Source organism: Streptomyces xanthochromogenes (assembly GCF_014650455.1).
Classification (GTDB): domain Bacteria; phylum Actinomycetota; class Actinomycetes; order Streptomycetales; family Streptomycetaceae; genus Streptomyces; species Streptomyces xanthochromogenes.
This window is the reverse complement of record NZ_BMUZ01000012.1, coordinates 250,738-272,832: the sequence shown is the minus strand read 5'-3', so window position 1 is coordinate 272,832 and position 22,095 is coordinate 250,738. Positions and strand designations below refer to the sequence as shown.

Annotated in this window: 21 protein-coding genes; 4 read left to right on the top strand and 17 right to left on the bottom strand. The window is 72.5% G+C overall.

The features are described 5' to 3' along the window. Positions 1-82 precede the first annotated feature (82 nt). Positions 83-943 carry a 3-hydroxybutyryl-CoA dehydrogenase gene (locus IE267_RS29370; RefSeq protein WP_100577214.1) on the top strand — a complete coding sequence of 287 codons (861 nt, stop codon included), beginning with the start codon at positions 83-85 and terminating at the stop codon, positions 941-943. 191 nt (positions 944-1,134) lie between these two features. Continuing rightward, positions 1,135-1,392: a hypothetical protein gene (locus IE267_RS29365; RefSeq protein ID WP_161245314.1), complete on the top strand. Its 258-nt coding sequence runs from the start codon at positions 1,135-1,137 to the stop codon at positions 1,390-1,392. Positions 1,393-1,404: 12 nt separating this feature from the next. Here IE267_RS29365 and IE267_RS29360 read toward each other — a convergent pair whose 3' ends face one another. The 10 genes from IE267_RS29360 to infC form a co-directional block, all read right to left on the bottom strand. After that, positions 1,405-1,941 carry an NUDIX domain-containing protein gene (locus tag IE267_RS29360; RefSeq protein ID WP_078966054.1) on the bottom strand — a complete coding sequence of 179 codons (537 nt, stop codon included), beginning with the start codon at positions 1,939-1,941 and terminating at the stop codon, positions 1,405-1,407. A 51-nt stretch (positions 1,942-1,992) separates the two neighbouring features. Continuing rightward, complete coding sequence (locus tag IE267_RS29355; RefSeq protein WP_167154765.1) at positions 1,993-3,333, bottom strand: NsdA family TPR-like regulatory protein; 1,341 nt, start codon at positions 3,331-3,333, stop codon at positions 1,993-1,995. A 249-nt stretch (positions 3,334-3,582) separates the two neighbouring features. Continuing rightward, positions 3,583-4,656 carry a PP2C family protein-serine/threonine phosphatase gene (locus IE267_RS29350; protein ID WP_189765304.1) on the bottom strand — a complete coding sequence of 358 codons (1,074 nt, stop codon included), beginning with the start codon at positions 4,654-4,656 and terminating at the stop codon, positions 3,583-3,585. A gap of 227 nt (positions 4,657-4,883) precedes the next feature. Further along, the gene (gene pheT / locus IE267_RS29345) at positions 4,884-7,412 is read right to left on the bottom strand and encodes a phenylalanine--tRNA ligase subunit beta (RefSeq protein WP_189765303.1); all 2,529 of its coding nucleotides are present in this window, start codon (positions 7,410-7,412) and stop codon (positions 4,884-4,886) included. After that, positions 7,412-8,533 carry a phenylalanine--tRNA ligase subunit alpha gene (pheS, locus tag IE267_RS29340; protein ID WP_161245171.1) on the bottom strand — a complete coding sequence of 374 codons (1,122 nt, stop codon included), beginning with the start codon at positions 8,531-8,533 and terminating at the stop codon, positions 7,412-7,414. The genes pheT and pheS overlap by 1 nt, the downstream gene beginning before the upstream one ends. A 172-nt stretch (positions 8,534-8,705) precedes the next feature. Further along, entirely contained in the window at positions 8,706-9,818 is a 1,113-nt protein-coding gene (locus tag IE267_RS29335) for a sensor histidine kinase (protein ID WP_229861490.1), read from the bottom strand. A 66-nt stretch (positions 9,819-9,884) separates the two neighbouring features. Next, positions 9,885-10,739, bottom strand: coding sequence for a TrmH family RNA methyltransferase (locus IE267_RS29330; RefSeq protein WP_167154756.1), 855 nt, complete (start codon positions 10,737-10,739; stop codon positions 9,885-9,887). Positions 10,740-10,886: 147 nt separating this feature from the next. After that, on the bottom strand, positions 10,887-11,270 hold the full coding sequence (gene rplT / locus IE267_RS29325; RefSeq protein WP_003970214.1) for a 50S ribosomal protein L20: 384 nt from the start codon (positions 11,268-11,270) through the stop codon (positions 10,887-10,889). Between the two features lie 104 nt (positions 11,271-11,374). After that, positions 11,375-11,569, bottom strand: coding sequence for a 50S ribosomal protein L35 (gene rpmI, locus IE267_RS29320; protein WP_100577122.1), 195 nt, complete (start codon positions 11,567-11,569; stop codon positions 11,375-11,377). A gap of 103 nt (positions 11,570-11,672) precedes the next feature. After that, the gene (gene infC / locus IE267_RS29315; protein ID WP_167154753.1) at positions 11,673-12,365 is read right to left on the bottom strand and encodes a translation initiation factor IF-3; all 693 of its coding nucleotides are present in this window, start codon (positions 12,363-12,365) and stop codon (positions 11,673-11,675) included. Between the two features lie 347 nt (positions 12,366-12,712). Here infC and IE267_RS29310 point away from each other — a divergent pair, with 347 nt between their 5' ends. Next, positions 12,713-13,072 carry a DUF1844 domain-containing protein gene (locus IE267_RS29310; protein WP_100577120.1) on the top strand — a complete coding sequence of 120 codons (360 nt, stop codon included), beginning with the start codon at positions 12,713-12,715 and terminating at the stop codon, positions 13,070-13,072. A 74-nt stretch (positions 13,073-13,146) separates the two neighbouring features. Here the strand turns inward: IE267_RS29310 and IE267_RS29305 are convergent, their stop codons facing one another. The 3 genes from IE267_RS29305 to IE267_RS29295 are packed head-to-tail and all read right to left on the bottom strand — an operon-like array spanning position 13,147 to position 16,222. After that, on the bottom strand, positions 13,147-13,875 hold the full coding sequence (locus IE267_RS29305) for an SseB family protein (protein ID WP_167154750.1): 729 nt from the start codon (positions 13,873-13,875) through the stop codon (positions 13,147-13,149). A gap of 50 nt (positions 13,876-13,925) precedes the next feature. After that, positions 13,926-15,152: a type VII secretion-associated serine protease mycosin gene (mycP, locus tag IE267_RS29300; RefSeq protein ID WP_189765302.1), complete on the bottom strand. Its 1,227-nt coding sequence runs from the start codon at positions 15,150-15,152 to the stop codon at positions 13,926-13,928. Next, positions 15,149-16,222 carry a hypothetical protein gene (locus tag IE267_RS29295; protein ID WP_189765301.1) on the bottom strand — a complete coding sequence of 358 codons (1,074 nt, stop codon included), beginning with the start codon at positions 16,220-16,222 and terminating at the stop codon, positions 15,149-15,151. The genes mycP and IE267_RS29295 overlap by 4 nt, the downstream gene beginning before the upstream one ends. 160 nt (positions 16,223-16,382) lie before the next feature. On the opposite strand from IE267_RS29295, the gene IE267_RS29290 reads away from it, so the two are divergent. Further along, positions 16,383-17,585 (top strand): amino acid deaminase/aldolase, encoded by a 1,203-nt coding sequence (locus tag IE267_RS29290; RefSeq protein ID WP_189765300.1) that lies wholly within the window; start codon positions 16,383-16,385, stop codon positions 17,583-17,585. A gap of 7 nt (positions 17,586-17,592) precedes the next feature. On the opposite strand, the gene IE267_RS29285 is transcribed toward IE267_RS29290, so the two are convergent. The 4 genes from IE267_RS29285 to IE267_RS29270 all read right to left on the bottom strand — a co-directional run bounded on the left by IE267_RS29285 (position 17,593) and on the right by IE267_RS29270 (position 22,090). Next, a complete protein-coding gene (locus IE267_RS29285; RefSeq protein ID WP_189765299.1) occupies positions 17,593-18,504 on the bottom strand; it encodes a DUF2510 domain-containing protein in 912 nt (303 codons plus the stop codon). A 22-nt stretch (positions 18,505-18,526) separates the two neighbouring features. Continuing rightward, a complete protein-coding gene (locus IE267_RS29280) occupies positions 18,527-19,810 on the bottom strand; it encodes a haloacid dehalogenase-like hydrolase (protein ID WP_189765298.1) in 1,284 nt (427 codons plus the stop codon). A gap of 120 nt (positions 19,811-19,930) precedes the next feature. Continuing rightward, positions 19,931-20,713, bottom strand: coding sequence for a 3-oxoacyl-ACP reductase (locus IE267_RS29275; protein ID WP_167154735.1), 783 nt, complete (start codon positions 20,711-20,713; stop codon positions 19,931-19,933). 6 nt (positions 20,714-20,719) lie between these two features. Next, positions 20,720-22,090 (bottom strand): aldehyde dehydrogenase family protein, encoded by a 1,371-nt coding sequence (locus IE267_RS29270; RefSeq protein ID WP_167154732.1) that lies wholly within the window; start codon positions 22,088-22,090, stop codon positions 20,720-20,722. Positions 22,091-22,095 lie beyond the last annotated feature (5 nt).

Genomic DNA, 22,095 nt, shown 5'->3' with positions numbered 1-22,095 from the left:
AACGTCAGGGGCCGAAGGCGGGCGCCGGAATCACACGGGGGACCCGCCGGGGACGGCAGTAGAGCGAAGCGAAAGGCACGATGTGACCGACATCGAACGCGTCGGAATTGTGGGCTGTGGCCAGATGGGCGCGGGCATCGCGGAGGTGTGCGCCCGCAGCGGCCTGGACGTCATGGTCGCCGAGACCACCGGCGAGGCCCTGGAGATCGGCCGCACCCGGCTGCACAACTCCCTCTCGAAGGCCGCGGAGCGCGGCAAGATCACCGAGGAGGAGCGCGACGCGACGCTCGGCCGGCTCAGCTTCACCACCGACCTGGGCGAGTTCGCCGACCGCGACCTCGTGATCGAGGCGGTCGTGGAGAACGAGCAGGTCAAGACCGAGATCTTCCAGGTCCTCGACCAGGTGGTGACCCGCCCGGACGCGATCTTGGCCTCCAACACCTCCTCGATTCCGCTGGTGAAGCTGGCGGTCGCCACCTCGCGGCCCGACCAGGTCATCGGCATCCACTTCTTCAACCCGGCCCCGGTGCAGAAGCTGGTCGAGCTGATCCCCGCGCTCACCACGTCCGAGGGCACCATCAGCCGCGCCCAGGTCCTGGTCGAGAAGGTCCTCGGCAAGCACGCGATCCGCGCCCAGGACCGCTCGGGGTTCGTGGTCAACGCGCTGCTGATTCCGTATCTGCTCTCGGCGATCCGGATGTTCGAGTCGGGCATCGCCAGCCGTGAGGACATCGACAACGGCATGGAGCTGGGCTGCGCGCACCCGATGGGCCCGCTGAAGCTCTCCGACCTCATCGGTCTGGACACCGTCGCCTCGGTCGCGGACTCGATGTACGACGAGTTCAAGGAGCCCCTGTACGCCGCTCCCCCGCTGCTCCAGCGGATGGTCGACGCCGGGCGCCTCGGCCGGAAGACCGGGTCCGGTTTTTACTCGTACGCCTGAGTAAAACGGCGTACTTCTGTATACGCGGGTGTACGCCTGAAAGGCCTGAGCCGGGCTCGTACCGCGCACACCGGGTGTGCGGCACGAGCCCGCATATGCCCATCGCACACGCTCCCGCCCCTGGGACACGGCGAGTTGACTCTGAGCCAACACATCCATGGCACGTCCGGACAGGACTAAGGAGCCCCACCGTGTCCAGCCACCCGGGACATTCGACCACCGTCGACGAACTGGCGGAGTTACGCCGCCGCCTGGACGTCGGCATGGCCCACATGGACGGGCAGCTCGCGCTGCTCGCCCAGCGGAGCGAGCAGACGGAACGTGAACTGACCGAGACGGTGGGACGGGTGGCGGCCCTGGAACACCTGAGGTGGCCGCTCCCCGCCCTCACCGCACTGGCCGCCCTCGGCGCGCTCTCGCTCGCCGTGTGGCAGGCCCTCGGCCGCTAGGGAACCGTGCGACTAGCCGTCGGCCAGTCGCAGATGGTGCAGGAGCAGGAGTCCGGCCGCCATGTTGGCGGCCGGGACCTCCCCCCGGGCGACCATGTCGGGCACCAGCTTGAGGGGTATCCACTCACGCCGTGACGACTCGAAGTCGTCCTCGGGGTGGCCGATGTACTCGGCCGACTCGGACCAGAACAGATGGTGCCGGGCGTCGATGAGCCCGTTGGCGGGCTCGACGGTGAGCAGGGGTTTGAGCGGTCCCGGCCGCCAGCCGGTCTCCTCCTCCATTTCCCGGGCGGCCGCGGCCTCGATGTCCTCGCCGTCCTCCACGACTCCGGCGGCCAGTTCCCAGCCCCAGCTGTCGGTGATGAAGCGGTGCCGCCACAGCAGCAGCACCTCGTTGGCCGCGTTGACGACGGTCGCGACGGCGACCGGGCGCAGCCTGATCAGGAAGTGGTCCAGGTGTCGCCCGTCCGGAAGCTCTACGTCCGCGAGGTTGACCCGAAACCAGCGATTTTCATACACAGTTTGTTCGCTCAGGTTCGTCCACTGCACGTTTCTGCCACCTTCCGACAAGTAGATGGCAATATCGCAGCAGGCTGACGATTACAGGGGAACGCGAAGCGCCCCGTCGATCAGCTCGGCGGCCTCGTCGGCGCCCGCGCAACCGCTCTCGATCAGGTGCTCGCGCACCACGCGCAGCCGGTCGCGCAATCGCTGCGACTCCATCCCCCGGGCCCGCTCCGCCATCTCGACCGCGGTGGCCACGGCCCGGTCTGCGTCGCCCTGTCGCAGCTCGATCTGCGCGAGCATCGCGAGGCGGTGCACCCTGCCCCTGTCGTGGGAGGGCTCGTCGGCCGCGAGGGCGGCCTGTTCGCGCGCCGCCGCCAGATCGCCGAGGCTGAGCAGGGCCTCGGCCACCTGGACGTTGACCAGGCCCGGCTGGACGTAACCGGTCTCGGCCGGCTCCTGGCCCGGCCGGACCCGCCCGGCCGCCGACTCCGCGCTCCTGATCGAGGACAGCGCGCTGTGCCCGTCCCCGAGATGCGCGTACGCCTTGGCCTGCATGGCGTGCAGATCGGATGCGAGCGCGGGGCTCAGGCTGCCGCCCGCCGCGCGCAGCGCCGCCTCCGCGAAGGCGACCGACTGGCGGTAGTCCCGCATGAACAGGGACTGGTTGACGAGCAGCGCGATGACGTAGGCGCCAAGTCCCCTGTCCCCACTGGCCTTTGCGAGCCGGAGCGCCTGGTGGAAGTAGCGCTGGGCAAGACCCTGGGCATTGGAGTCGTAGGCACAGATTCCCGCGATGGCCACCAACCCGCCCGTGGCGCGGTGCAGTTGACGCCCGGTGGCGTCCGGGTAGCCGCCCCGCAGCAGGGGCGCCGTCTCGGCGTTGAGGAAGCCGACGATGCGCGCACGGGTCGCGATGCCGCCCGCCTTGCGGTACATCAGCTCGTAGTGCTCACGGGCCGAGCGCAGCATCTCGATGTCGGATTCCCCCACCGCCGTCTGGCCGTTGCGGGACACGTCGGTGTCCTCCGGCGGGTTCTCCCACTCCCATACGGGCATGACGGCCGGGGTGCCGGTGACGGCGGGGGCGTCGAGGATGTGGGTGCGCTGCTGTTCGTCCGAGCGCCACAGGGCGGTGGCCCGCTCGACGAACCCGGCGAGCGGCGAGCCGTGCAGAGGGGCCGGCTCGCCCGGCACCCCGAGGCCGATGTCGTCGAGGGTGACCCGGCGGCGCAGCCGTCCCGCGAGCACCTCGCAGATCAGGTCGGGCACCTGGCCGCGCGGGCGCTGCCCCTTCAACCACCGTGCCACCGCGGTGTGTTCGTATCTGAGTGCGAGACCTCTGGCCCGTCCCGCCTGGTTCACCCGGGCCGCCAGACCCGCGTGCGAGATCCCCGCCTCGTCCACCAGGGCGTCGAGCAGGGTATTGGGCTGCATGGGCCCCTCCAACGGCTCGGTGTGGCCAGCGTAATCGAGCTCGGTTCACACGGGGTGTGAACCGAGTACCCGCATTTATGCGCCGCGCCCTCTGCCCACGGGCGCCCCCAGTCGGTTGACTCTGAACCCGCCTCCCGTTGAGGCGGTCGGGCCGCCGGCTCCCCCTCGTACAGTGCGGCGGCCCGCCCTCGGCGCCGCCGCCCTGTCCGCGCTGCCCGGCACTCCCGGCAGGGCGACGGCGCCCCGTCGTCAGCGGTGCGCACCGGCCGCCTCACCGGCCGCCGACTGGGCGGGCACCCGGACCCGGTCGTTGCGCAGCACCAGGAGGGCCACGTCGTCGGAGAGCCGGCCGCGGGTGTGGGCCAGGAGCGCGCGCCGTACCCGCTCGACCACATCGGCCGGTGACACCGGCGAGGGGCGGGAGGCGACCGTGAGCGCCTCCCGCAGCGCGAAGAACCGCCCCGCGTCGTCCCGGGCGTCCTCTGCGCCGTCGGTGTACAGACAGAGCGCCTCGCCCGGCAGCAGCCGGGTGCAGCGCAGCGGGGGCAGTTCGGCCGGCAGCGGGAACGGACCGAGCGGCGGCAGCGGGTCGCCGGGCGTGAGGGGCTCGGCGCCCCGGTCGAGCCGATAGGGCCAGGGATGCCCGCAGTTGAGGGCGTACACCTCACCGGACGGCCGGATCTCCAGGAGCAGTACGGTGACGAAGTCCTCACCGAGCGGTCTCTCCGGCTCGGCGCCGCCGGACGCCGGGTGCTCGGCGCGGCAGCGCTCGCGCAGATGCCGGGCGAGGGCTCGGTCCAACCTCCGCAGCACGCCCGCGAGTTGGGGCTCGTCGTAGGCGGCCTCGCGGAAGCTGCCGAGGACGGCGGCGACCGCGCCGATCGCGCCGAGCCCGTGGCCGCGCACATCGCCCATCACCACGCGGACCCCGTACGGGGTCGACATCGCCTCGTAGAGGTCGCCCCCGATCGACGCGCCCCGGCTGACCGAGAGCTGCCCGGCGGCCAGCGCGATGCCGTCGAGCCGAGCGGGCAGGGGGCGAAGAAGCACCCGCTGGGCGACCTCGGCGATGTGCCGGATGCGCCGCAACTCCCGCTCCGCCGTGCTGCGGACGCCGGCCGCCAGCCACACCACGGCGATCAGGAAGGCCACGCACGTCACGATCCGCAGGACCATGCCGTCCGCACCGGCCGACGGGCAGGCAAGCTCCCAGGCGACGACCAGGGCGAGCCAGCAGGACGGCAGGACGAGCGCGAGGGCCGCGGCCCGGCGGGAGCGCAATGCCGTCGCACAGGCGGTGGTCCATCCCGGTGTACGGATCATGCCGTCGGCCCCCCTCGGCCTGCACCCTGCATGGGCACCGGACCCCGCAGCCGGAAGCCGCACCGGCCTGCCCGGCCGCCTCGATTGTTTCGACCGCCCGAGCCCTCCGGCGGGGATCGTCCGCCCTTCTCACCCGAACGAGTGAGAAGGGGAAGGCGCGTCCGGCAACGAGGAGAGGGGCGCACCGGCAGTGCCGGTGCGCCCCTCTTCGTGCGCCGTCGCGCGGACTAGGCGCCGCGCAGCACCGCGCCCGTGGACTCGGCGGCCTGGGCCACCGCCGCGTCGCGGGCGGCCGAGGCCTCCTCGACGGTCAGGGTGCGGTCGGCGGCACGGAACCGCAGCGCGTAGGCGAGGGACTTCTTGCCCGCGCCGGTCTGCTCGCCGCTGTAGACGTCGAACAGGCGGATGGACTCAAGGAGTTCACCGGCGCCGACGCGCAGCGCGTTCTCCACCGCGGCGGCCGGCACCGAGGCGTCCACGACGAGCGCGACGTCCTGGGTGGCCACCGGGAAGGTGGAGATGCTCGGCGCCTGGACCACGCCCTCGCCGGCCTGCTCCAGGTCGTCGAGGTTCAGCTCCATCGCGCAGCTGCGGGCGGGCAGACCGAACGCCTTGACGACGCGCGGGTGCAGCTCACCGGCGTGCCCGACGAGGGTCTTGACGCCCTCGGGGAACACATACAGCTCGGCACAGCGGCCCGGGTGCCAGGGGCCGTACTGGCCTTGGTCCACGGCGAGTTCGAGCCCCGCCTCGCGGGCGACGGCGCGCGCCGCCTCGACGGCGTCGGCCCAGTCGGCCGGGCGGCCCTTGCCCCACCAGCCGGCCTGCTCGCGCGCACCGGCGAGCACGGCGCCCACGTGCCGCGGCTGCACCGGCAGCACGGCGTCCAGCGAGGCGATCTCCTCGTCGGTGGGGCGGCGGTCGACGGGCAGCCTGGCGGCGACGCCCGGCGTCGAGGACGGGTGGAAGACCAGGCCCGTCTCGAACAGCGCCACGTCGTGGCTGCCGCGGCCGACATTGCGGCGCAGCGTGGCCAGGAGGCCCGGCAGGAGCGTGGTGCGCAGCGCCGGCTCCTCGTCGCTGAGCGGGTTGACCAGCTTCACGACCTTGCGGTTCGGGTCCCCGGCGTCCAGACCCAGCTGGTCGAAGACCGACTCGGCGACGAACGGGTAGCTCGGCGCCTCGGTGAACCCGGCCCCGGCGAGCGCACGACCGACCCGGCGGTGCAGTCGCTGACGCTCCGTCAGACCCCGTCCGGCGGGCGGCTTCGGCAGCGTGGAGGGCAGGTTGGCGTAGCCCTCCAGACGGATGACCTCTTCGGCCAGGTCGTTCGGCTCGCTGAGGTCGGGCCGCCAGGACGGCACGGTCACGACGAGCTCGTCCTGCCCGTACGCGTCGCAGCCGACCTGCTGGAGACGGCGTACGACGCTCTCGCGGCCGTACTCGACGCCGGCGACGCGGTCGGGGTGGTCGGCGCGCATCGAGATGCTGCGCGGCGCGGACGGCGAGACGATCTCGGTGACGCCGGCCTCGGCCGTGCCGCCCGCGAGCAGCACGAGCAGGTCGACGGTCCGCTGGGCGGCCGCGGCCGCGGCCTGCGGGTCGACGCCGCGCTCGAAGCGCTTGGACGCCTCGGACGTCAGCTTGTGGCGGCGCGCGGCGCGGGCGATGGCGACCGCGTCGAAGTGCGCGGCCTCGATGACGACCTCGGTGGTGCCCTTGACCTCGCCGGTCTCGGGGTCCGTGACGGAGTCGGCGATCTCGGTGTTGGCTCCGCCCATCACACCGGCCAGGCCGATGGGGCCCCGGTTGTCGGTGATGACGAGGTCGGCGGCGTCCAGCTTGCGCTTGGTGCCGTCCAGGGTGGTGAGCAGCTCGCCGGCCTCGGCGCGGCGGACGCCGATGGGGCCGTCGACCAGGCTGCGGTCGTAGGCGTGCAGCGGCTGGCCGAGCTCGATCATCACGTAGTTGGTGATGTCGACGGCGAGCGAGATCGGACGCATCCCGGCCTTCTGCAGCCGGCGCTGCAGCCAGATCGGGGAGCGGGCCTCGGGGTCGAGACCGGTCACGGTGCGCGCGGTGAAGCGGTCGCAGCCGATCGGGTCGGCGACCTTGACCGGGTAGCCGTACGAGTTGGGCGCGGGCACGTCGAGCAGCGCCGGGTCGCGCAGCGGCAGACCGTAGGCGATGGCCGTCTCGCGGGCGACGCCGCGCATCGACAGGCAGTCGCCGCGGTTGGCGGTGACCGCGATGTCGAGGACCTCGTCGACGAGTTCGAGCAGCGCGATCGCGTCGGTGCCGACCTCGTGCTCCGGGGGCAGCACGATGATGCCGCCGGTGGTGTCCGGGCCCATGCCCAGCTCGTCGCTGGAGCAGATCATGCCGTGCGAGGTCTTGCCGTACGTCTTGCGCGCGGCGATCGCGAAGTCGCCGGGCAGCACCGCGCCGGGCAGGACCACGACGACCTTGTCGCCGACGGCGAAGTTGCGGGCGCCGCAGACGATCTCCTGCGGCTCACCCGTGCCGTTGGCCGGGCCGACGTCGACGGTGCAGAAGCGGATGGGCTTCTTGAAGCCCTCCAGCTCCTCGATGGTGAGGACCTTGCCGACGACGAGGGGGCCCTTGAGCCCGGCGCCGAGCTGCTCGACGGTCTCGACCTCCAGGCCGGCGTCGACGAGCCTGGCCTGCACGTCGCGGCCGGTCTCGGTGGCGGGGAGGTCGACGTACTCCCGCAGCCAGGAAAGCGGGACCCGCATCAGATCTCCATCCCGAACGGCCGGGTGAACCGGATGTCACCCTCGACCATGTCTCGCATGTCTTCTACGTTGTGGCGGAACATCAGCATCCGCTCGATGCCGAAGCCGAAGGCGAAGCCGCTGTACTTCTCGGCGTCCACACCGCAGGCGGTCAGCACCTTCGGGTTGACCATGCCGCAGCCGCCGAGCTCGATCCAGCCCTCGCTTGAGCAGGTGCGGCAGGGCCGGTCCGGGTTGCCGACGGATTCGCCGCGGCAGACGTAGCAGACCATGTCCATCTCGGCGGACGGCTCGGTGAACGGGAAGAAGTTCGGCCGCAGGCGCGTCTCGATGCCCTCGCCGAAGAGCGCCTTGACCATGTGGTCGAGGGTGCCCTTCAGGTCGGCCATGGTCAGGCCCTCGTCCACGGCGAGCAGCTCGACCTGGCGGAACACCGGGCTGTGCGTGGCGTCCAGCTCGTCGGTGCGGTACACCCGGCCGGGGCAGATCACGTACACCGGCGGCTCGCGGTCGAGCATCGAGCGGATCTGCACGGGGGAGGTGTGGGTGCGCAGGACGACGCCGGAGTTGGCCGCGCCCTCCGGACCCTGCACGAAGAAGGTGTCGTGCTCGGTACGGGCCGGGTGGTCCGGGCCGATGTTGAGCGCGTCGAAGGTGAACCACTCGGCCTCGACCTCGGGGCCCTCGGCCACCTCGTAACCCATGGCCACGAAGATGTCCTCGATGCGCTCCGAGAGCGTGGTCAGCGGGTGGCGGGCGCCGGCCGGTACGCGGTCGTGGGGCAGTGTGACGTCCACCGCCTCCTCGACCAGGACCCGGGCGTCCCGCTCGTCCTCCAGCTCGGCCTGGCGCGCGGCCAGGGCCTTGTTCACGGCACCGCGGGCCATGCCCACGAGCTTGCCCGCCGCGGCCTTGGCCTGCGGCGGCAGCGCGCCGATCTCACGGTTGGCGAGCGAGAGGGGCGAGGTACCACCGGTGTGCGCGGTCTTCGCCTGGGCGAGCGCGTCGAGGTCGCCGGCGGCGGCGAAGGCGGCGAGCGCCTCGTCCCGCATGCGCTCGATCTCTTCCGGTTTCAGTGCCTCGACCTCGACAGGGTCGTACGACTTATTGGGTGCCGACATCTCTTCCCGTGCTTCCGATTGTCCCCCAGCTAACTGGGAGGTGCCCCCAGGCCGGGGGTCCCCGCGACCGCGACCGCGATACGGCGATGGCACGCGGACACAAACGCACCAAAGGTCGAGTCTAACGGGGTGTGGGAATGGGGTTGCGCCCGTGGGCGGCTCGGAGGGCGATCTACTGGAGATACGCCGGAGCGCCGACGGGCAGGATAAATCGGAACTGGGCGCCGCCGCCGGGGCCGCGGCCCACCGTGATCGTGCCGCCGTGCGCCTCGACGATGCCCTTGACGATGTACAGGCCGAGCCCGGTCCCGCCGCGCTTGCTCCCCCGCCAGAAGCGGGTGAAGACGCGGCCCATCGACTCCTCGGGAATGCCGGGGCCTTCGTCGCTCACGGTGACGGCCGTTCCCTTCTCGTCGTGCTCGTCGATGCGTACGGGCGCTGGTGCCACCTCAATGGTGACGGTTCCCTCGCCGTGGCGCACCGCGTTTTCCAGCAGGTTGCCGAGCACTTGGTCGATCTTGTCCGGATCGGCCCACAGATCGGGCAGCGGCCGCTGGATGCGGACCAGGAAGCGGTCGGCGCTCTGCCCCGAGGCGACATGGGCCTGGAGGTGACGGCCGACGGCGGCCGGGACGTCGACCGGCTGGCGGCGCACTTCGAGGCGGCCCGAGTCGATGCGGGAGATGTCGAGGAGTTCGGCGATGAGCCGGGTGACCCGGTTGGCGTCGGCGTCGACGGTCTCCAGCATCAGGCGCTTCTGGTCGTCCGTGAACCGCTCCCACTTGGCGAGGAGCGTCGCGGTGAAGCCCTTGACGGAGGTCAGCGGGGAGCGCAGCTCGTGGGCGACGGTGGCGATGAGCTCGGCGTGCGAGCGCTCGGTGCGCCGACGGGCCTCGGTGGAGCGCAGGCTGACCACGACCCGGCGGACCGGGCCGGTCGGGCGCTCGCGTACGTACCGGGCGGAGACCAGCACTTCGCGGCCGCCGGGCAGCAGCAGATTGCGTTCGGGCTGGCCCACGCGGATGGCGAGGCCGCCGTAGGGGTCGGTGAGCTGCCACCAGCGGCGGCCCTTGAGGTCCTCCAGGGGCAGCGCCCGCTCCAGCGGGCGGCCGAGCGCCTCGTGCCGGGGAACCGCCGTGATCCTGACCGCGGCCGCGTTGAAACAGATCACCCGGCCCTTGTCGTCGGCGACCACGATGCCGTCGGGCAGGTCGTCGGGATCGAAGCCGAGGACATCAGGACCGCCGGACGGGTACAGCGCGGTGCTGTTGCCGATGCCGCTCATGCCGACAGCCATCCCCGTATCCCACCTCTCCGAAGCGCTGAGTGGGCCCCCGAGCCCGCCACCCTACTAGTAGGAGGTGACGGAGCGGCACCCTCCGGCAGCACGCTGCGCACGAGCGGAGGCGTAGAGGCACACCGCGGCGGCGGTGGCGAGGTTGAGGCTCTCGGCCTTTCCGTGGATGGGCACGCGCACCACGGCGTCCGCGAGTGCGCGGGTCTCCTCGGGCAGGCCCCAGGCCTCGTTGCCGAAGATCCAGGCGGTCGGGCCGCCCATCGTCCCCGCGTCCAGCTCGGCGTCGAGGTCGTCCTCGCCGGCCCCGTCGGCCGCCAGGATGCGTACGCCCGCGTCCCGCAGGCCCTGGACGGCCTGCTCGACGGGGACGCCGACCGCGACCGGCAGATGGAAGAGCGAACCGACCGACGCCCGCACGGACTTGGGGTTGTAGAGGTCGACGGAGGCGTCGGTGAGGACGACCGCGTCGGCGCCCGCGGCGTCCGCGCAGCGCAGGACGGTGCCGGCGTTCCCGGGGTCGCGGACGTGCGCGAGCACGGCGACCAGCTTGGGCTCGGCCCTGAGGATCTCCTCGAACGGCGAGTCCAGGAAGCGGCAGACGCCGACCAGGCCCTGCGGGGTGACGGTCTGGGAGACCTCGGCGAGCACCTCGTCGTCGGCGTAGTGGACGCGGGCGCCCGCGTCCAGGGCCGCGGTCACGATGTCCGCGTACCGCTCGGCGGCCTCGACGGTGGTGAACAGCTCGACGAGGGTGGGCTCACCGTCGCTGCGGTGCTCCACGGCCTCGCGGACGGCCTGCGGCCCCTCGGCGATGAACCGGCGTTCCTTGCCCCGGAAGTTGCGCCGGGCGAGCCGGCGGGCGGCGGCGACGCGCGGGGAACGCGGGGAGATCAGCTCGGGGGTGGGCATGTGCTCGCGGTCTCTCTACGAGGGGGCGGGGGCCTGGGGGCGCGGCCCCCGGAGACGGGGGGTCCGGGGGCGCGGCCCCCGCAACGCACCGGGACCCGCAGGCCAGCGGCCTGCGGGTCCGGTTCTGCTCGACAAGCCGTCGGGCGCTTACGCGGCCTTCGGGGCGTTGACGTCGCTCGGGAGGGCCTTCTGGGCCACCTCGACGAGCGCGGCGAACGCGTTGGCGTCGTTGACCGCGAGCTCGGCCAGGATCTTGCGGTCCACCTCGATGTTGGCGGCCTTCAGACCCTGGATGAGGCGGTTGTACGTCATGCCGTTCTGGCGGGCAGCGGCGTTGATGCGCTGGATCCACAGCTGACGGAAGTCGCCCTTGCGCTTCTTGCGGTCGTTGTAGTTGTAGACCAGCGAGTGGGTGACCTGCTCCTTGGCCTTGCGGTACAGGCGCGAACGCTGACCGCGGTAGCCGGAGGCCGCCTCGAGGATTGCCCGGCGCTTCTTGTGGGCGTTGACTGCCCGCTTGACGCGTGCCACTTGTTAACTCCTTGTAGCGGGGCCGTGGTTGGACTCACACGGCCCGAAATCGAATGGGTCCCGGTCTCGACGTTCCGCCTCCGACGGGCGGAGGCGGAGGAACGTCACTTGCCGAGAAGCTTCTTGATCTTCTTGGCGTCGGCCGGAGCCACGACGACCGTGCCCGTCAGCGAGCGGGTCTTCTTGGACGACTTGTGCTCGAGCAGGTGGCGCTTGCCGGCACGCTCACGGAGCACCTTGCCAGAGCCGGTGATCTTGAAGCGCTTGCTGGTACCGCTGTGCGACTTGTTCTTCGGCATAGCGCCGTTATCTCCTCGTCAGTGGCGCTCCCAGCCGGTCCGGGGACCGGCGCTCGGGAGCGTCATGTGTATCGGTTGACATCCGGAACGGGCTGTCCCGGAATCAGGCCTCGGCAGGTTCCTCGGCCGGCGCGGCCTCGGCGACCGGCGCCTCGGCGACGGCCTCGTCCTCGACGGACTCGTCCGCCTGGGCCGACTGACCCTGGCGCTCCGCCTTGCGGGCCGCCTGGGCCTCGCGGGCTTCGGCCATCGCCTCGGTCTTCTTCTTGTGCGGACCGAGAACCATGATCATGTTTCGGCCGTCCTGCTTCGGGCTGGACTCGACGAAGCCGAGCTCCTCCACGTCCGAAGCGAGGCGCTGGAGCAGTCGGTAGCCGAGTTCCGGCCGGGACTGCTCGCGACCACGGAACATGATCGTGATCTTGACCTTGTCGCCCTGCTTGAGGAACCGGACGACGTGACCCTTTTTGGTGTCGTAGTCGTGCGGGTCGATCTTCGGCCGGAGCTTCATCTCCTTGATGACCGTGTGCGCCTGGTTCTTGCGCGCCTCACGGGCCTTCATGGCCGACTCGTACTTGAACTTCCCGTAGTCCATGAGCTTGCACACGGGCGGACGGGCGGTCGCCGCGACCTCGACCAGGTCGAGGTCGTACTCCTGGGCGAGCTCCAGGGCCTTGGCAAGCGGAACAATTCCGACCTGCTCGCCGCTGGGGCCGACAAGTCGCACCTCGGGAACGCGAATCCGGTCGTTGATGCGGGGCTCGGCGCTGATGGATCCTCCTCGGTAGCACCACACGACTGTCTGGCAGACAGCCGCGTACGTCTGGTGACGTGACCAACCGCCACGAGGCACAAAAAATGCCCCGGACGGACACAGGCGGGGCTCCAAGAAAACCGGAACACCACCACGGTCTACCGCGGGGCGCACATCGGGCGGCTCCATCGTCCGTACGGAACGATGGTGGCCACCTGACCGGATGACCCGCCTCCCCTGAGGGTGGCCGGGTGGGAGATCGGAGCCTCCACTTGTGGGCCGGGCACACGTGCCTGGCCGGTCGTTACACAAGGTTAGCAGCAACCGGACGGGCGGGCGAATCGAGTGCGCGGGAAGCGGGCGCCCGGGCACCGCATATCGTGTGGGGCATGAGTGAGACGCCCCCCAATCAGCCCGCAGACTTCGACACCATGGCCCGCGACATCGCGGAGGTCCCGGCGGTCGAGGTGATCGTGACGGTCGCCGTGAACCTGATGAGCGCCGCCGCCGTGAAGCTCGGTCTGACCGAGGAGGGCGACCAGTACAAGGACCTCGACGAGGCCCGCAAGCTGGTGCACGCCCTGGCCGGCCTGCTCGACGCCGGTGCCACCGAGATCTCGTCCTTCCACGCCGCCCCGCTGCGCGACGGCCTCAAGTCGCTCCAGCTCGCGTTCCGCGAAGCCTCGGTCGTGCCGGACGAGCCGGGCAAGGGCCCGGGCGAGAAGTACACGGGTGCCGTCTTCGGCTGAGGCCCGCCCGCACCACGGCTCGCCCGACCGGCCGGGCCGGCCGCCCGCACGACCCGAACGGGCCGCTCCTCCCCTCAGCGGGTGAAGAGCGGCTCGTTCGGCTGTGGGGCCTCCGCCGGCAACAGCGCCAGGTCGAGGCCCTGGACGAGCCGGGCCCGCAGGGTCTGGTCCGCCGCGATCAGCTCGGCCACCTCGCGGCCCGCGTCCGCCGGCGCCGTGCCGTCGGCGAGCACCAGGGCGAGCGTGCCGTCCGCGCTGCCGGGGCCGAGATGGGCGCGCAGCACCGAGGGCACCGCGGCCACCGCCGAGCGCACCGCCCCGAGCACCGCGGGGTCCTGGAGCGGGTCCGTGCTGCTGCGGCCCTCCGCGAGGGCGAGCAGGGCCGCGCCCTTCAGCTCGTACGCGACCGGGCCCGCGAGGTCGATGACCACGGTGTCCGCCTTCTCGTGCACGGCCGCCGCGAGGGCCTGGTGCAGAGGCACCGCGACCGGCCGGGCCGCCGGGTCCCACCGGGCCAGCGCCGCGATCGAGGTGAACGCGGGCAGCGCCGTGCGGTCGCCCGCCTTCAGGGTGGGGACGGCCATGTCGCTGGTCTTCTCGCGCTTGAGGCCGTTCTCGTCGATCTCGCTCTCGCCCAGCACCGCGACCACGGGGACGAGCAGCCGCGCGGTGCGCAGCGCCGCCAGCACGCGTGGTTCGGCCGACCTGTCCTGCGCCCAGGCGGCGAGCGCCTCGGTCAGTTCGGGGGCGGCGGTGCCGTCGTCGTCGGAGAAGCCGGAATCCGGAATGTTCTTGAGCGCCACGCGACGAGCCTAACCGGGCCCGCTTCCACGCCCGCCCACGACCTCCCCGCTCAGAGCCACTCGCGCGGGGTCCTGACCCGGGTGGAGCGCCAGAGCGCCACCCCGGCCCCGAGCAGCAGGACGCCGCCGCCCGCGGAGAGGGGGACCAGCCAGTCGGCCGGGTCCTTGGCGGCGACGGGCTTGTCCGGGCCGCCGCCGAAGTACGTGCTGCCATTGGCCGCGGACTGCGAACGCAGGGCGGCGGGCTTGAGGCGGGCCGCGGCCGCGAGCGCGGCCGCCGGGTCGATCATGCCGTAGCCGCGGGCGTCGTCGCGGCCGCCGTCGGGGGCGCCCCGGGCGGTGTCCTCCAGGAGCTTCTTGATCTGCGCCGGGGTGAGGCCGCGGTTCGCCGAGCGGACGAGGGCGACCGCGCCGGAGACGAAGGCGGAGGCGGCGCTGGTGCCCCAGCCCTCGTAGTACTTGCGGTCCGGGTCGGCTATGACGACGTCCACACCGGGGGCGCTGACGGTGGCGTACCAGCGGCGGGTGGAGAAGGAGGCGTGGGTGCCGTTCTTGTCGACGGCCGCGACCGCGATGACGCCCGGGTAGGCGGCCGGGTAGGAGATGTGGTCGCCCTGGTCGCCGCCGTTGCCCGCGGAGGCCACGACCGCCGCGCCCTTGCCGAGGGCGTACTGGATGGCCGCGTCCTCGGCGGGCTCGGGGTGGGCGGAGGCACTGTCGTCGCCGAGCGAGAGGTTGATGACGTCGGCGCCGTTGTCGGCGGCCCAGCGGATGCCCGCGGCGAGCGCGCCGCCCTTGGTCTCGCGGGCCTGTTTGCGGGCCGGGTCGGTGGATTCCAGGATGACCCGCACCGGCAGGATCTTTGCCTCGGGTGCGATGCCGAGCACCCCCGCGCGGTCACCGGCGCCGTGGCCGTGGCCCGCGATGATGCCGGCCATGGCGGTGCCGTGCCGGGCCCAGTCGCGACTGCCCTGGCCGGCCCCGAAACCGACGAGGTCGTTGCCGGGCAGCACCTGTCCGGCGAGGTCGGGATGGCTGCCGTCGACGCCCGTGTCCAGGACCGCGACGGTGATGCCCTTGCCCCTGGTCGTCTGCCACGCCTGCTCGGTGTGCATGGCGCCCAGCTCCCACTGGCGGTCCCGGATGCCGTCGGCGTGGGCCGGGACGGCGGAGACGAGAAGGGCGAGGACGGCCGCCGCGGCGAGGGTGCCGGCGCGCCGCGCCCCCGTCCGGGACCGGCGGGGCCCGGCGGTTGCGGTCGGCAGGGGCTCGGTCATGATGCGGGCTCCGGGCTTGCGGCGGCCTTCTTGCGCAGGCCGCGTTCGACGTTGTCGGCGATGCCCTTGGCGTCGTGGCCGAGGCCCGCCTCGGCCACGGGACCGCTGGCGCCGTCGGCCGTGGCCTGCTCGGCGGACTGGGGGGCGTCGATGCGGCGGCCGTCGGCGAAGCCGGAGACGGCGGTGACGACCACGGGGGCGTCGGTGAGGACCCGCACCGTCCAGCTCGCGCGCTGCTGGTCTCCGAACGCGGCGGCGTCCGTGTTCTTCACCGGGTAGGCGCGCGGCATCAGGTCGGAGCGGTCGGCGAGCTTCTCGGTGGTGAACCGGTTCGCCAGGTCGGTCATCGCGGCGGGCTCGGCCCGGGTGAAGACGAGGCCGACGGTGATCACGCTGCTGGCGGTGGCGTCGGTGTAGGTGGCGCGCACCAGACGGGCGCAGCCGACCGGTTCGAGGACCTTGAGCAGGAGGGGGTCCAGAGCGCCCGCGCAGTCGCCGTCCGGGGCGACCCCGACCCGGGTCCACTCGCGGTCGGCGCCGCCGGGGCCCGCGCCGGTACCGCGGATCGTCGGCGGGAAGAGGGTGTCGACGGGCACGCTGTGCCACAGGTCGCGGGCGGCGGTGAAATTGCTGCGGACAGCGGGTTCGGCGTCGCCGTCCAGCCAGGTGCCCGCCGCCGCCCCGCCGATGAGCCCGGCGCCCAGCACCACGCAGATCGCGGCGGCGGCCACGCGCCCGGGCCGCCGGACCGGCACCGGCCTGAGCGGGCCCGGCTCGTCGGACAGCGGTTCCGGGGGAAGCAGCGGCTTCGGCGGACCGACCGGCAGCGGAGGTATCTCCGGCGGTCGCGGCACGGAGGGCACGGGAGGTATCGGCGAAGAGCGGGGCGGTATGGGGGTGTTCGGCAGGACGGGTCCGGGGTCGACCAGGTCGAGCGCGGAGCGCAGCCGGTCCGCCGCGTCCTCGGGCGCGGGCTGCCGCGGGAGGGACGCGGACTTCTGCGCGGGCTCGGACTCCGGTGCGGGCGGCGGTGGTTGAGGGGTGCCCGGGGGTCGTGCGTCGGTGGTCATCCGCCCCCCTCGTGCCCCTCTTGCCGTCCAGCTCAGCCCGTTACTGCCAGGGCGTCACTCTACGGGTTGATCCTGTGCGGGTGCAGACCGGCCGGGCTCCTTCCACATCCGCACCCGCTCTCCCCTACCTTGTGGTAACCGGTTCTGGCAGGCTTCCGCCATGACACCCCGCGCCGCTGACCGTGCCCGGTACGACCGGGCGACCGCCCACCTCGACGCGCCCGTGGCGATCGTCGACCTGGAGGCGTTCGACGCCAACGCGGACGATCTGGTCCGCCGGGCCGCCGGCAAGCCGATCCGGGTCGCCAGCAAGTCGGTACGGTGCCGGGCCCTCCTGGAGCGGGTGCTCGCCCGGCCCGGGTTCGCCGGGATCATGTCGTTCACGCTCGCCGAGTCGCTGTGGCTGGCGCGGGCCGGGTTCGAGGACGTACTGCTCGCCTATCCGTCCGCGGACCGGACCGCCTTCGCCGAGCTGACCTCGGACCCCAAGCTGGCGGCGGCCGTCACCGTGATGGTGGACGACCCCGCTCAGCTCGACCTGGTGGACGCGGCACGCGAGCGCCAGGACCTGGAGGTGCGGGTCTGTCTGGAACTGGACACCTCGCTCCAGCTGTTCGGCGGCCGGGTCCGGGTCGGCGCCCGCCGCTCCCCCTTGCGCACCCCCGCCCAACTCGCCGACCTGGCCCGCTCGGTGGCCCGCCGTCCCGGGTTCCGCCTGGTGGGTCTGATGGCGTACGAGGGCCATGTGGCCGGGGTCGGGGACGCGGTGGCGGGGCGTCCGGTGCGCTCGCGCGCGATCCGGCTGATGCAGTCCGCGGCCCGCAAGGAGCTGGCGGCGCGGCGCGCCGAGGTGGTGCGCGCGGTGCGGGCGGTCGCGCCGGACCTGGAGTTCGTCAACGGCGGCGGCACCGGCAGCGTGCAGCACACCGCGGCCGAGGCGGCGGTGACCGAGATCGCGGCGGGCTCGGGGCTGTACGTGCCGCGCCTCTTCGACAACTACACGTCGTTCAGCGGGCGTCCGGCGGCGCTGTTCGCCCAGCCCGTGGTGCGCCGGCCGGGTGTCGGTGTGGTGACCGTGCTCGGCGGCGGCTACCCGGCCTCGGGGGCGCCCGGCACGGACCGGCTGCCGGTGCCGTACCTGCCGGAGGGGCTCGGCTACGACGGGCAGGAGGGCGCGGGAGAGGTGCAGACGCCGCTGCTGGGCTCGGCCGCGGACGATCTCCTGATCGGCGACAAGGTGTGGTTCCGGCACGCCAAGGCGGGCGAACTGTGCGAGCGCTTCGAGGAGTTGCAGCTCGTCGAGGGCGACCGGGTGACGGCGACCGTGCCGACGTACCGGGGCGAGGGCCGCACCTTCCTGTAGGACGTGGTCACAGGGACGGCGGGGCCAAGCTGGTGCCGACCCCGCCGTTCTGGCCGCCGCCGATGGGCGCGATGCCCCGGGTGACGGTGTCGATGAGGGCGAGCGACGGCCCGCCGGGACCCGCGTCGAAGGCGAACCGGGCGACGACCGTCGCCTGGCTGCCCACCGTCGAGGGGAAGGCGAGCGATTCGACGTAACCGCCGGGCCCCGCACCGGTTTTGACCTGCCAGCGCACCAGGTAGCCGGTGCGCCCGTCGACGACGACGGAGCCGGACTTCACCTCCCGGTGCGAGGTGATGCCGTTGTAGGGGCGGGAGCCGACCGGGTCGTGGTCGTAGGCGTCGTTGGCGGCGTCGGTGATGTCGTGCTTGGCGACGGCCTCGGCGGTCGTGAGGTCGGTCATGGTGGCCGTCGACGTGGTGACCGTGCCGTGATGGCAGAACCCGGCGTCACCGGGGCAGTCGTAGGTGTCCTTCGTCGCCATGGTGACGAGCCCGGACACCGGGTCGTCGGTCTTCTCCCAGCCGTCGGGGATGGGCAGCGTGATGCCGTTGAGCTGGTCGACGAGGGTGTGCGGGTCGGCGGACGGCCCCGAACTCGGCTGTACGGAAGGCGAGTTGACCGTTCCGGAGGCCACGGCACTGTTGCCGGCGCGCCCGGGCTGCGGCCCCCCGCCGTCGCCGCCGCGGAGGGCGACCGCGCCGACGACCGCGGCCACCAGGACCGCGGCCGCCGCACCGATCACCAGCGGGCCGCGCCGCCGGGCGGGCGGTGCGACGACCACGGCGACGGGCGGCGGCCCGAAGACCTGCCCGTCCGGCGCTCTGGTGTGGGCGGTCCAGACGGTGCCGTCCCACCAGCGTTCGGTGCCGGGCAGGCCCGGGTCCGGGTACCAGCCGGGCGGGGTCGTCATGGTCATGCGCACACCCTAGGACGCGTGTTCAGCCGGCGTACACCGTGTCGCGCTGATCCGGGACGACCGAGCCGTCGGCGCGCCGCACGGGGGCCGGGGTGCCGTCGTGCCCGGTGTAGCCGGTGCTGGCGCAGGGGTAGGCCGCGGTCTTCTGCCCCTTGGGCTCGATGAACATGGGGTTCACGATCCAGCGGCCGTCGCTGTCGTCGTACGCCCGGCACATCAGCTCGTTCTTGTTGCGGTTCAGGACGAGCCGCAGCCCGGTCGCGTCGCGCAGGAAGGACACGTCCGTGTCGGAGTCCCCGGCCGCGAACACCTGGCGGTTCCTGGCCGGCTGGACCTTCTCGGCCGCGGCGCCGCGCACGCCGAAGATCTCCTGGTTGATCCAGCAGCGCTTGCCGTCGATGTACGTGATCATCGAGTCGGCACCGTCCTTGGCCGAGCCGCAGCCCTTGAGGTGCGAGGTGATGCGGCCGCGCTCGGTGGTGGAGCGGATGCCGATGGCGTGGTCCGGGTCGACGCCCGCACCGCGCGCCCAGACGTCGACGACGGGCTCGGGCGAGGCCGAGGTGATCCAGACGTCGAAGCCGGCCTTCTGGAGCGTGCGGATGAGGTCGCGCTGCTGGTCGTAGTAGCGCACCCAGGCGGTCGCCTTGGTGTTGCTGCCCACCGTCTGGACGGCGTCGGCGGGGGCCTTGAGGTTCTCGGCGCGGGCCGCGCTCGCGAAGGTCTTGACCTGGGCCGGGGTCCAGCCGTGCAGGAGCTGGGCGAGCCAGGCGTACGAGGGCTCGATGGTGCGGCGGTCGTAACCGGCGAAGGCGGGGGCGCCCTTGCCGGTGGTGCCCTCGCCGTAGACCGCGAGGATCTCGTCCGCGCAGGCGGTGTCGGTGGCGGTCGGCAGCGTCGTGGACCGGCCCGAAGGGCAGGCGGCCGTGAGGGACGCGGCCGCGGCATCCGTCAGGTAGCGGCTGGTGGTGTGCCAGTCGCCGCGCACCGGGCGCTGGATCTTGGCGTTGCGCAGCAGCCAGTACATGGTGGCGTCGCCCACGTCGTTCTTGACGACGGTGTTGTCCCAGTCGAAGACGGCGACCGGCTTCTTGCCGTGCCCCGCGCCCGCGCCGCACTTGCCGTAGCTGTCGATCAGGTCCTGAATCCGGTCCTGGTTGTCGCCGAACCAGCCGTCGGAGACGGTCAGTTGGGGGCAGCGGGCCGGGTGCGCCGCGGCGGGCTGGGCGGCGACGAGGCCGGCCGCGGCTATGGAGAGGGCCGCGGCGAGGACCGGAAGCCGGCGGACGGCGGGGGACTTGGACACGCTGGAGGACTCCTGTCGTCGGGACGATCATCGCGGACGTTAGACACCACAGCCGGGCGTCGTGCGACGCCCGGCTGCCGGATGCGTGACCCCCGGGTGAACAGCGGGGGTTGGCGGGGTTTAGAGCGGGGTGACGTACGCCCCGGAGATGCCGCCGTCGACCAAGAAGTCGGTGGCGTTGATGAACGAGGAGTCGTCGCTGGCGAGGAAGGCGACGGCGGCGGCGATCTCGTTCGCCTCGGCGAACCGGCCGGCCGGGATGTGCACCAGGCGGCGCGCGGCGCGCTCGGGGTCCTTGGCGAACAGCTCCTGGAGCAGCGGGGTGTTGACCGGTCCCGGGCACAGCGCGTTGACGCGGATGCCTTCGCGGGCGAACTGCACGCCGAGCTCACGGGACATCGCGAGCACGCCGCCCTTGGAGGCGGTGTAGGAGATCTGCGAGGTCGCGGCGCCCATGACGGCCACGAACGAGGCGGTGTTGATGATGGAGCCGCGGCCCTGGCGCTGCATGTAGGGCAGGGCGGCCTTGCAGCACAGGTAGACGGAGGTGAGGTTGACCTCCTGGACCCGGCGCCAGGCGTCGAGCCCGGTGGTGAGGATGGAGTCGTCGTCGGGCGGCGAGATGCCCGCGTTGTTGAACGCGATGTCGACGCTGCCGTACGTGTCGAAGGCCGTCTTGAAGAGCGCCTCGACCTGCTCCTGGTCGGTGACGTCGACCTTCACGAAGGTGCCGCCGACGGCCTCGGCGGCGGCCTTGCCCGCCGTCTCGTCGATGTCGCCGCACACCACGTGGGCGCCCTCGGCGGCCAGCCGCTTGGCGGTGGCGAGGCCGATGCCGCTGCCGGCTCCGGTGATGACGGCGGTGCGGCCGACCAGGCGGCGGCAGATGGTGTCGTCGGTCATGTGTGCTCAGGCCTCCGTGCTGATGAAGACGTTCTTGGTTTCGGTGAAAGCGGTGAGGGCGTCGGGGCCGAGCTCACGGCCGAGGCCGGACTGCTTGTAGCCGCCGAACGGGGTCGAATACCGCACGCTGGAATGGGAGTTGACGGACAGGTTGCCCGCCTCGACGGCCCGCGAGACGCGCAGCGCCCGGCCGACGTCCCGGGTCCAGATCGAGCCGGAGAGTCCGTAGTCGGTGGCGTTGGCGAGCCGGACCGCGTCCGCCTCGTCCTCGAAGGGCAGGACGACGGCCACGGGTCCGAAGACCTCCTCGACGGCGGCGGGCGCGTCCGGGTCCAGGCCGGTCAGGACGGTCGGCGGGAACCAGAACCCGGGCCCCTCGGGGGCACTGCCGCGAAGGCCGGGCGCGTCGTCGGCGACGTAGGCCCTGACCCGGTCCAGCTGGACGCGCGAGATGAGCGGGCCCATCCGGGTCTTCTCGTCGGCCGGGTCGCCGACCACGATCTCCTCGATCGCGGGGCCGAGCAGCTCCATGAAGCGGTCGTACGCCGTGCGCTGGACCAGGATGCGGGTGCGCGCGCAGCAGTCCTGGCCGGCGTTGTCGAGGAAGGACATCGGGGTGGCGGCGGCCGCGGCCTCGATGTCGGCGTCCGCGAAGACGATGTTGGGGCTCTTGCCGCCGAGTTCGAGGGTCACCCGCTTCACGCGGTCGGCGCACTTGGCCATGATCTGCTTGCCGACCCGGGTCGACCCGGTGAAGACGATCTTCGCGACGCCGGGGTGTTCGACGAGTTCGTTGCCCGCGATCGCGCCCGCGCCCGGCAGCACCTGGAAGAGGCCTTCGGGAAGCCCTGCCTCCAGGGCGAGTTCGGCCAGCCGCAGCGCGGTGAGCGGGGTCGTCTCGGCGGGCTTGAGGATCACCGCGTTGCCGGCCGCGAGCGCGGGGGCGGTGCCCCAGGCGGCGATCGGCATCGGGAAGTTCCAGGGGGCGATGACGCCGACCACGCCGAGCGGTTCGAGCAGGGTGATGTCGAGGCCGCCCGCCACCGGGATCTGACGACCACTCAGGCGTTCCACTCCCCCGGCGGAGAAGTCGAGCAGGTCGCGGACGTTGCCCGCCTCCCAGCGGGCGTTGCCGATGGTGTGTCCGGCCTCCCGGACCTCCAACCGGGCCAGTTCCTCGATGTGTTCGTCGACCACGGCCGCGAAGCGGCGCAGCAGGCGGGCCCGGTCGGCGGGGGCCGCGGCGGCCCAGCCCTGCTGTGCGGCCCGGGCTCGCACCACCGCGGCGTCGACGTCCGCGGAGGTCGCGCCCCGGACGGTCGCGATCACTTCCTCGGTGGCCGGGTTGAGCACCTGAAGCTCGTATGCGCTGGACAAGTCGT

Excerpts from the sequence above, each read along its gene's own strand:
- IE267_RS29355 (WP_167154765.1), bottom strand. The coding sequence starts at position 3,333 with ATGCAGCCCAATACCCTGCTCGACGCCCTGGTGGACGAGGCGGGGATC.
- IE267_RS29350 (WP_189765304.1), bottom strand. The coding sequence starts at position 4,656 with ATGATCCGTACACCGGGATGGACCACCGCCTGTGCGACGGCATTGCGC.
- pheT (WP_189765303.1), bottom strand. The coding sequence starts at position 7,412 with ATGCGGGTCCCGCTTTCCTGGCTGCGGGAGTACGTCGACCTCCCCGCC.
- pheS (WP_161245171.1), bottom strand. The coding sequence starts at position 8,533 with ATGTCGGCACCCAATAAGTCGTACGACCCTGTCGAGGTCGAGGCACTG.
- IE267_RS29335 (WP_229861490.1), bottom strand. The coding sequence starts at position 9,818 with ATGAGCGGCATCGGCAACAGCACCGCGCTGTACCCGTCCGGCGGTCCT.
- IE267_RS29330 (WP_167154756.1), bottom strand. The coding sequence starts at position 10,739 with ATGCCCACCCCCGAGCTGATCTCCCCGCGTTCCCCGCGCGTCGCCGCC.
- rpmI (WP_100577122.1), bottom strand. The coding sequence starts at position 11,569 with ATGCCGAAGAACAAGTCGCACAGCGGTACCAGCAAGCGCTTCAAGATC.
- IE267_RS29310 (WP_100577120.1), top strand. The coding sequence starts at position 12,713 with ATGAGTGAGACGCCCCCCAATCAGCCCGCAGACTTCGACACCATGGCC.
- mycP (WP_189765302.1), bottom strand. The coding sequence starts at position 15,152 with ATGACCGAGCCCCTGCCGACCGCAACCGCCGGGCCCCGCCGGTCCCGG.
- IE267_RS29295 (WP_189765301.1), bottom strand. The coding sequence starts at position 16,222 with ATGACCACCGACGCACGACCCCCGGGCACCCCTCAACCACCGCCGCCC.
- IE267_RS29290 (WP_189765300.1), top strand. The coding sequence starts at position 16,383 with ATGACACCCCGCGCCGCTGACCGTGCCCGGTACGACCGGGCGACCGCC.
- IE267_RS29285 (WP_189765299.1), bottom strand. The coding sequence starts at position 18,504 with ATGACCATGACGACCCCGCCCGGCTGGTACCCGGACCCGGGCCTGCCC.
- IE267_RS29275 (WP_167154735.1), bottom strand. The coding sequence starts at position 20,713 with ATGACCGACGACACCATCTGCCGCCGCCTGGTCGGCCGCACCGCCGTC.